Consider the following 7,247-nt stretch of genomic DNA (forward strand, 5'->3'; position numbering starts at 1 on the left):
CGCCTAAACTCTACCCACGTTCGTTCGTTTCACCGGCATGAACCGTATTCGAGGAGTGCCCGTGTCCCCACTTATCCGCTCAAGTCGTTGTGCCGGTTTAGCCGCAGCGCTCATGGTTGCGGCCTTGACCGCACAGGCCGAAACCGTAGCGCAAGACGCCAGCGCCCAGATCCGTCGCACTACCTATGGCGTGCCGCATATCGTGGCCAAAGACGAAAGAGGGCTCGGTTATGGCATTGGCTATGCCTATGCCCAGGACAACCTTTGTTTGCTGGCTGACCAGGTGCTGACGGTCAGTGGTGAGCGCTCGCGCTATTTTGGTAGCCAAGGCCAGACCGTGGACCAGCGCGAGAACCTGGCCAGCGATGTGTTCTTCACGTGGCTCAACGCGCCGGCTCAGGTGCAGGCCTTTCTGGAGGCACAGCCCGCTGCCATCCAGGCCCTCCTGGCGGGTTATGCCAGTGGTTTCAATCGAGCACTGGCCGAGCGGCGTCAGCAGGGCTTGCCTGCGGAATGTGGAGATGGCGCGTGGGTGCGCGCCATCACCAGCCAAGACCTGGTCAAGCTTACCCGGCGGTTACTTGCAGAAGGTGGGGTCGGGCAGTTCGTCGAGGCCCTGGCCGGGGCGCACCCGCCCCAGAACGATGCCCAGCGACCCGCCGTCGCTTATGGGCAAGCGTTGGAGCAGCAGCAACGCTTTGCCACCCAGCGCGGCAGCAACGCCATTGCAGTGGGTGCCCAGCGTTCGCTCAATGGCCGAGGTTTGCTGTTGGCCAACCCGCATTTCCCTTGGGTGGGAGGCATGCGGTTCTACCAGATGCAATTGACCATCCCCGGTGAGCTCGATGTGATGGGCGCAGCGCTGCCAGGCCTGCCGATGGTCAATATTGGCTTCAATCGCCACCTTGCGTGGACCCACACCGTCGACACGTCCAGGCATTTCACCCTGTTTCGCCTGCAACTCGATCCAAAGGACCCAACCCGATACATGCTCGACGGCAAGTCGCTGCCGCTGACCCGTCAAAGCATCAGCATCATGGTCAAGGCCGCCGATGGCCGATTGCAGAAAGTTGAGCGTGTTCTGTACAGCTCGTCATTTGGCCCGATCGTCCAGTGGCCAGGGCGGTTGGATTGGGACAGACATACGGCTTACAGCCTGCGCGATGCCAACAGCGACAACACCCGCGTCTTGCAGCAGTGGTACCAGATCAATCGCGCTGACAGCGTGGCGGCGCTGACGCGTTCCGTCGAGCAGCTGCATGGCATTCCATGGGTCAACACCGTCGCTGTGGATGAAGGTGGCAAGACGACCTACCTGAACCAGTCGGTGGTGCCCTATGTCGACCAGGCATTGCTCGATGCCTGCGGGGGCGAACACGCAGGCCCGTTGGTCGTGCTCGACGGTTCCCGCAGCCTGTGTAACTGGAAGGTTGACGGCCGCGCCGCCCAACCCGGTACGGTTCCGGCTGAACTCATGCCGCGCCTGGAACGCGATGACTTCGTCCAGAATTCCAATGATCCAGCCTGGATGACCAACCCTGCGCAGCCGCTGACAGGCTACTCCCCGTTGGTCAGCCGCAGTGATCAGCCTCTGGGCATGCGCGGGCGTTTCGCATTGGAACGTTTGCAAGGCAAAGCGCTACTTGGTGTGGACGACCTGCAGCGCATGGTGACCGATGATGAAGTCTACCTTGCGCGTTTGCTGCTGCCGGATCTGTTGAACTGGTGCAAGCGTGCCCCCACAGATGTCGAGCCAGTGTGCCGTAGCCTGGCCAGCTGGAACGGCAAGGCCAACCAGCAGAGCAACATGGGGCTGGTGCACTTTCAAAACATCTACGATGCACTTGAGCAACAACCGCAGGTATGGCGAGTAGCGTTCGATCGCAACGATCCCGTGCATACCCCGCGTGGTTTAGCGGTGGAGCAGGCATCGGTGAGCAAGGTGGTTCATCAGGCGGCCCTTGCCTCGCTCCGTCAAGTGGCCGAGGAGGGGATCGACCCGATGGCGCGGTGGGGGCAGGTGCAACAGGCCCATGATGGCACGCCAGTGCCGGGCGGCCCCCAGGCGCTTGGCGTGTACAACGCCATGTACAGTGTGCCGATGGGGCAGGGCAAGCGTCTGGTTGTCAGCGGCACCAGCTACCTACAGCTGGTCAGCTTCACCGACGATGGCCCCAAGGCACGCGGTCTGCTGGCGTTCTCCCAATCGAGCGAGGCGGCCTCGCCGCATGCCAGCGATCAGACCAAGGCGTTCGCCGCTGGTCAGCTGCATGATATGCCGTTTACAGAGAAGCAGATTAAGGCCGATCCGGCGTACCGGGCGATGATTATCCGTGAGCGAGATGAGCGGCCAGGCGTTCAGTGATTGTCGGTAAGGGAGACGAGCCTTGCTGGTCTCCCGCATGCCTTGACTGTGAGCGTCGCGCGTTGCGTATGAGCATCAGGCCGACGCCTGATGCTGCGCTCAGGCGGGCTATCCCGTTGTCGAGCAGGTAGAGCTCAAGCGCTCAGGGAAACTCGAACGGCGCCAGCTGAAACCCTTGCGCGTCCACTTGCAAGGCCCAGGCCCGCTTGTCCCAGTCGCCCAGCACGATGCGCCGGGCCGGCTCCCCGTCCACCATCAGCTTGTGAATCGCCGGACGATGGGTGTGGCCGTGCACCAGCGTTCGCACGTGGTGCGCTGCCATGACCTTGGGCACTTCCTCGGGCGTGACGTCAACGATCTCCGTGGACTTCATTTGCGTCTGTGCGCGGCTTTCGCTGCGCAGCTTGCGTGCCAATTTCATCCGAACTGACAGCGGCAGGTGCCGAAGCAACCAGAGGCTTACAGGGTTGCGCAGTAACCGGCGCATTTTCATGTAGCCCAGGTCGCGGGTGCACAAGGTATCGCCGTGCATCAGCAGCACCCGTTCTGCTCCCAACTCCACCACGCAGGGGTCGCTCAGCAGGGTGCAATCTGCGGCCTCGCAAAAGGCCTGGCCAATCAGAAAGTCGCGGTTGCCGTGCATCAGGTACACCGCTGTACCGCTGTCACTGAGTCGGCGCATGGCCTGGCAGATCGACTGCTGGAAAGCGGTCATGGCATCGTCGCCGATCCACGCTTCGAAAAAGTCGCCCAGTATGTACAGTGCCTGGGCCTGGCGAGCACGACCTTCGAGCAGATCAAGAAACGCCCGGGTAATGTCCGGGCGTTCTTCTTGCAAGTGCAGATCAGAGATCAGCAGTATCACTCAATGATCTCGGCTTTCTCGATGATCACGTCGTCTTTGGGTACGTCCTGGTGGCCAGCACTCGAGCCCGTGGCAACCTTCTCGATGGCGTCGACGACTTCACGGCCTTCGATCACTTCGCCGAACACGGCGTAGCCCCAGCCCTGAGTGTTCTTGCCACTGTGGTTGAGGAAATCGTTGTCCGAGGCGTTGATGAAGAACTGCGCCGAGGCGGAGTGCGGGTCCATGGTGCGCGCCATGGCGATGCTGTACTTCTTGTTCTTCAGGCCGTTGTCGGCTTCGTTCTGGATGCTGGCGCGGGTTTTCTTCTGGGACATGCCGGCTTCGAAGCCGCCGCCCTGAATCATGAAGCCTTTGATGACACGGTGGAAAACGGTGCCGTCGTAGTGGCCTTCCTTGACGTACTGCACGAAGTTCGCGGTCGTCTGCGGCGCTTTCTCGGCGTCCAGTTGCAGGACGATGTCGCCGTGGTTGGTGCTCAGTTTGACTTTGGACATGCTGAAACTCGCTTTTTCAAGGCAATCGGAAATTGGGATGCGCTGGGCGCTGATTACTAACCAGACGCGGCATCAGGTGTTGGGGACACATGGCGCGCTTGCGCCATTTTGCCAAGGCTGCGGCAAAAAGGCGTGATAAAACACGCCAGTTTGGCGGAGCCCGACTGTCGGCAGCTTGACTGCTTCGGCTATGATAGGCCCTTTGATTCATTCGGCCTACCCAGGCCGGCTACGTGCATTCAAGGATCCTATGAGCAAGCCCACTGCCGACAACGCGCCCAACGCCGCTGCCAAAGGCGCCCCCGCTGTCCCTGCGAACTTCCTGCGGCCGATCATCCAGGCCGACCTGGACTCGGGCAAGCACGCCAGCATCGTCACCCGCTTCCCGCCAGAGCCAAACGGCTACCTGCACATCGGACATGCCAAGTCGATTTGCGTCAATTTCGGCCTGGCCAAGGAGTTCGGGGGTGTCTGTCACCTGCGTTTTGACGACACCAATCCTGCCAAGGAAGACCAGGAATACATCGATGCCATCCAACGCGATGTAAAGTGGCTGGGCTTTGACTGGGCCGGTGACGTTCGCTATGCCTCCAGCTACTTCGACCAACTGCACGCCTGGGCCGTCGAGCTGATCAAGCAGGGCAAAGCCTACGTGTGCGACCTCACCCCGGAGCAGGCCAAGGAATACCGCGGCAGCCTCAAGGAGCCAGGCAAGAACAGCCCGTTCCGCGAGCGCAGCGTGGAGGAAAACCTCGACCTGTTCGCGCGCATGAAGGCCGGCGAGTTCAAGGACGGCGAGCGCGTGCTGCGCGCCAAGATCGACATGGCGTCGCCCAACATGAACCTGCGGGACCCGATCCTCTACCGGATCCGCCATGCGCACCATCACCAGACAGGTGATACCTGGTGCATCTACCCCAACTACGACTTCACGCACGGCCAGTCGGATGCCATCGAAGGCATCACCCACTCCATTTGCACCCTGGAGTTCGAAGGTCATCGGCCGCTGTACGAGTGGTTCCTGGACAACCTGCCGGTGCCGGCGCATCCGCGCCAGTACGAGTTCAGCCGTCTTAACCTCAACTACACGATCACCTCCAAGCGCAAGCTCAAGCAACTGGTGGACGAGCAACACGTCGAGGGCTGGGACGACCCGCGCATGTCCACGCTGTCGGGCTTCCGCCGCCGTGGCTACACACCAGCATCGATCCGCAACTTCTGCGAAATGATCGGTACCAACCGCTCGGACGGCGTGGTCGACATGTCCATGCTGGAGTTCTGCATCCGCGACGATCTGGACCGCACTGCACCCCGCGCCATGTGCGTGTTACGCCCTTTGAAGGTGGTGATCACCAACTATCCCGAAGGCCAGACCGAGCAGCTCGAGCTGCCGCGCCACCCCAAGGAAGACATGGGGGTGCGCGTGCTGCCGTTCGCACGCGAGTTGTACATCGACCGTGACGACTTCATGGAAGAGCCGCCCAAGGGCTACAAACGTCTTGAGCCCAACGGCGAAGTGCGCCTGCGCGGTAGCTACGTCATCCGCGCCGACGAGGCGATCAAGGACGCCGATGGCAACATCGTCGAACTGCGCTGCTCGTACGATCCCGACACCCTGGGCAAGAACCCCGAAGGCCGCAAGGTCAAGGGCGTGATCCACTGGGTGCCGGTCGAAGGCAGCGTGGAGTGCGAAGTCCGCTTGTACGATCGGTTGTTCCGTTCGGCGAACCCTGAGAAGACCGAGGAGGGTGGCACTTTCCTCGACAACATCAACCCCGATTCGCTGCAAGTGCTCAGCGGCTGCCGTGCTGAGCCCTCGCTGGCCCAGGCGCAGCCAGAAGATCGCTTCCAGTTCGAACGCGAAGGCTATTTCTGTGCTGACCTCAAGGACAGCCAGCCGGGCCGCCCGGTATTCAACCGCACCGTCACATTGCGTGACTCCTGGGGCAGCTGAGGAACCATCGTGCTCACGATCTACAACACACTGACCAAGACCAAGGAGCCGTTCAAACCGTTGGACGGCAACAACGTGCGCATGTACGTCTGCGGCATGACCGTCTACGACTACTGCCACCTGGGCCATGGTCGCAGCATGGTGGCCTTCGACCTGGCCACCCGGTGGTTGCGCAAGAGCGGCTACAACCTGACGTACGTGCGCAACATCACCGACATCGATGACAAGATCATCAACCGGGCCAACGAGAACGGAGAAACCTTCGACGCACTCACCGCCCGTATGATCGACGCGATGCATGAGGACGAACGCCGCCTCAACATCCTACCTCCGGACCAGGAACCGCGCGCCACCGATCACATTGCCGGCATGCATGCCATGATCCAGACCTTGATCGACAAAGGGTATGCGTATGCACCTGGCAACGGCGACGTGTACTACCGCGTCGGCAAGTTCGTGGGTTACGGCAAGCTCTCGCGCAAGAAGATCGAAGACCTGCGCATTGGTGCGCGGATCGAGGTCGGCGAGGCCAAGCAGGACCCGTTGGACTTCGTGCTGTGGAAAGGCGTCAAGCCAGGCGAACCCAGCTGGGAGTCACCCTGGGGGCCTGGCCGGCCTGGTTGGCACATCGAGTGCTCGGTGATGTCCACGTGCTGCCTGGGTGAGAGTTTCGACATCCATGGCGGCGGCAGCGACCTTGAGTTCCCGCACCACGAGAACGAAATTGCCCAGAGCGAAGCTGCAACCGGCAAGCCGTACGCCAACGCCTGGATGCACTGCGGCATGATTCGCATCAACGGCGAGAAGATGTCCAAGTCGCTGAACAACTTCTTCACCATTCGTGACGTGCTGGAAAAGTATCACCCTGAAGTGGTGCGCTATCTGCTGGTGGCGAGCCACTACCGCAGCGCGATCAACTATTCGGAGGACAGCCTGCGTGATGCCAAGGGCGCACTGGAGCGGTTCTACCACGCCTTGCGTGGCCTGCCCCGTGTTCCGGCCAGCGGTGGGGATGCTTTCGTCGAGCGTTTCACTGCTGCGATGAACGACGATTTCGGTACGCCGGAAGCCTGCGCCGTGTTGTTCGATCTGGTCCGCGAGATCAACCGCCTGCGCGAGAGCGATGTGTCTGCAGCGGCAGGCTTGGCGGGGCGTTTGCGTGAGCTGGGTGACGTGCTGGGTGTGTTGCAGCTGGAGGCCGATGACTTCCTGCGTGCGGGCGCTGAAGGCAAGGTGGACGCAGCTCAGGTCGAGGGTTTGATCCAGGCGCGGTTGCAGGCGCGGGCCGACAAGAACTGGGGTGAGTCTGATCGCATCCGTGACCAGTTGACGGCCATGGGTGTGGTGCTTGAAGACAGCAAAGGCGGGACGACCTGGCGGTTGGCGGACTGATCTGGGGGGCGAGCTGATTGGGTTGCTCGCAACCCATGTCTAGCGCGCCTCGACTCCAAGGTTGCCAAGCTAGTCGCCCTTGTCCTTGTCCTTGTCCTTGTCCTTACCGCTACGTGCTTCTGTTTCTGCTTCTGCTTCTAAGCGCGCGGTAGTCCAGGCGCCGCAGATCGCGAC

5 protein-coding genes are annotated in these 7,247 nt (G+C 61.4%); 3 read left to right on the forward strand and 2 right to left on the reverse strand.

The genetic code is table 11. The features are described 5' to 3' along the window. Positions 1–37: 37 nt before the first annotated feature. Positions 38–2,365, forward strand: a complete 2,328-nt coding sequence (locus B2S33_RS11735; protein WP_414707715.1) for an acylase — start codon at positions 38–40, stop codon at positions 2,363–2,365. 142 nt (positions 2,366–2,507) lie between these two features. Here B2S33_RS11735 and B2S33_RS11740 read toward each other — a convergent pair whose 3' ends face one another. Beyond that, entirely contained in the window at positions 2,508–3,230 is a 723-nt protein-coding gene (locus B2S33_RS11740) for a UDP-2,3-diacylglucosamine diphosphatase (protein ID WP_145281110.1), read from the reverse strand. Further along, complete coding sequence (locus tag B2S33_RS11745; protein ID WP_059184067.1) at positions 3,227–3,727, reverse strand: peptidylprolyl isomerase; 501 nt, start codon at positions 3,725–3,727, stop codon at positions 3,227–3,229. The genes B2S33_RS11740 and B2S33_RS11745 overlap by 4 nt, the downstream gene beginning before the upstream one ends. 250 nt (positions 3,728–3,977) lie before the next feature. On the opposite strand from B2S33_RS11745, the gene B2S33_RS11750 reads away from it, so the two are divergent. Together B2S33_RS11750 and cysS are read left to right on the forward strand one after the other, a co-directional pair. After that, positions 3,978–5,681: a glutamine--tRNA ligase/YqeY domain fusion protein gene (locus tag B2S33_RS11750; RefSeq protein ID WP_027915572.1), complete on the forward strand. Its 1,704-nt coding sequence runs from the start codon at positions 3,978–3,980 to the stop codon at positions 5,679–5,681. 9 nt (positions 5,682–5,690) lie between these two features. Continuing rightward, positions 5,691–7,073, forward strand: a complete 1,383-nt coding sequence (gene cysS / locus B2S33_RS11755; protein WP_049696079.1) for a cysteine--tRNA ligase — start codon at positions 5,691–5,693, stop codon at positions 7,071–7,073. The last annotated feature ends 174 nt before the right edge of the window (positions 7,074–7,247 follow it).

The sequence above is a fragment of the Pseudomonas sp. UBA5568 genome (assembly GCF_002425525.1).
GTDB classification, from domain to species: Bacteria; Pseudomonadota; Gammaproteobacteria; order Pseudomonadales; family Pseudomonadaceae; genus Aquipseudomonas; species Aquipseudomonas fulva.